This window comes from Adhaeribacter aerolatus (genome assembly GCF_007991635.1).
Classification (GTDB): Bacteria; Bacteroidota; Bacteroidia; order Cytophagales; family Hymenobacteraceae; genus Adhaeribacter; species Adhaeribacter aerolatus.
Map to the genome: position 1 here is coordinate 1 of NZ_BJYS01000075.1, position 1,654 is coordinate 1,654.

Annotated in this window: 1 protein-coding gene; it reads right to left on the reverse strand. The window is 44.9% G+C overall.

What is annotated here, in order from left to right; genetic code table 11:
• Positions 1–35 precede the first annotated feature (35 nt).
• The gene (locus AAE02nite_RS26030; RefSeq protein WP_146905805.1) at positions 36–1,391 is read right to left on the reverse strand and encodes an IS110 family RNA-guided transposase; all 1,356 of its coding nucleotides are present in this window, start codon (positions 1,389–1,391) and stop codon (positions 36–38) included.
• Positions 1,392–1,654: the final 263 nt, after the last annotated feature.

Sequence of the window (1,654 nt, forward strand, 5' to 3'; positions counted from 1 at the left end):
AATTCTGACTAACGTTCATTATTATTGAATGAACATTAATTTGTTGCAAAACCTAGCTCTTGCGGTTTGAGGTCTAATTTAGCTATGTTTTTTCTGATTTTTTCTACCAGTTTGAGTTTTCTTTTCTGGTCCAGGAACAAGTAATCAGTAGGTGGTTTATAAGGTGTTTTCTTGGTGACCATATTCCAGATAACAACCGCCAGTTTCCGGGCAGTAGCACTTACAGCAGCGGTTGCTCCCCTGCGGTAGGCTACCCGTTTATAGAAGTTGGAAAGGTGTGTGTCCTTGAGGTTTCCAATCACATTGGCGGCATTCCTTAGGGCAATTTTAAGCCGGTTGCTGCCTTTTGGGATGCGGTTGCTCAACAGCTTGCCACCCGATATTTTATTATTAGGTGCCAGGCGAAGCCAGCTTGTAAACTCTTTAGCCGTTTTAAACTTTGAAAAGCCAGCAGGCCCTATCTCACTCATCAGCGTTAAAACAGTGGCATGGCTTACCCCTTCAATCTGCATCAGGTCTACACCTTCAAAATACTGGTAAGCTGTCTGGTTTAAATCAATGCCTTTTATAGCATTTTTATTTAGACGCTTATATGGCTTAGAGTCTGTGGCAAGCTGGCATTTGGTTGGATTCGTGTTGATTTGCTGCTGCAGAAAAGCGGCTATTGCTGTATCACAAGCTTCTATCTGCTCTTGAAAGAATAAGTAACTATTATATTCCTGCTTTAAGCAAAACAGGTAATCGGGCCGGTTGTTGCCTTGCAGGGCTTTGGCTATTTCTGCTTCTGATTTGCGGCAGTTGTAATGCCGGTGTTTGGACAGTGCGTGCGGGTCTAAGTTGCCTTTACATATTTGGGAGATAATGGTAAGCCCAGTCAGTCCGCAGACGTCTTTTACTACCACATCCAGGCGGAAGTTGAGCAGTCGCAAATACTTTTGCATCTTATGCGTGGCGGCAGCGGCCAGTTCCAGCCAGTTAGTTCTTTGGCGGCAATAAGTGCGGAGTTGCTCAGTGGTTTCATCGGGCAAAAAGCTGCCCGAGAGCAAGCCCAGCGTATGCAGCTTTTGAATCCAGCGGCAGTCTTTTACATCAGTTTTTTTGCCCTGGGCATGCTTGGTAAACTTACCATTCACTAGTGTGACAGCAAAGCCATGGCGCACCAGTTCTACATACAGACTCTGCCAGTAATTGCCCGTACTTTCCATGGCTACTGACCTAATGCCATAGGATTGCAGCCACTGGCAGATTGCTACTAAGTCATTGGCATACACGCCAAACTCTTTTACCTCTTCTAATGCCTGGCCTACGGCTACAAAATGTGATTTGCTGCCTACGTCAATACCGGCACAGTCGGGATGGACAATGTCCATTTCTACTTTTTTCCTGCTCATAAAATTTGATTTTTTTATTGACGCTAAGGAAATGTAGTTTTGATGTAGGTAATTATTCTGACCGGGGTAGCTAGCTGCTCCGCCACTGAATTTATCAACAAGCCTCTGAACCTCCATTCAGAGGCTTTTACATTTCAGCCAGAATTACGCGCGGGCTCTTTGCAGCACCATTAAAAAAATCGGCCTGGCTTAGCGTCACCGCAAATTTATGCCACGCTCTCCGTTAGCAAAAAGAATTTAATCGGTTTCTGATAGGGGGAATT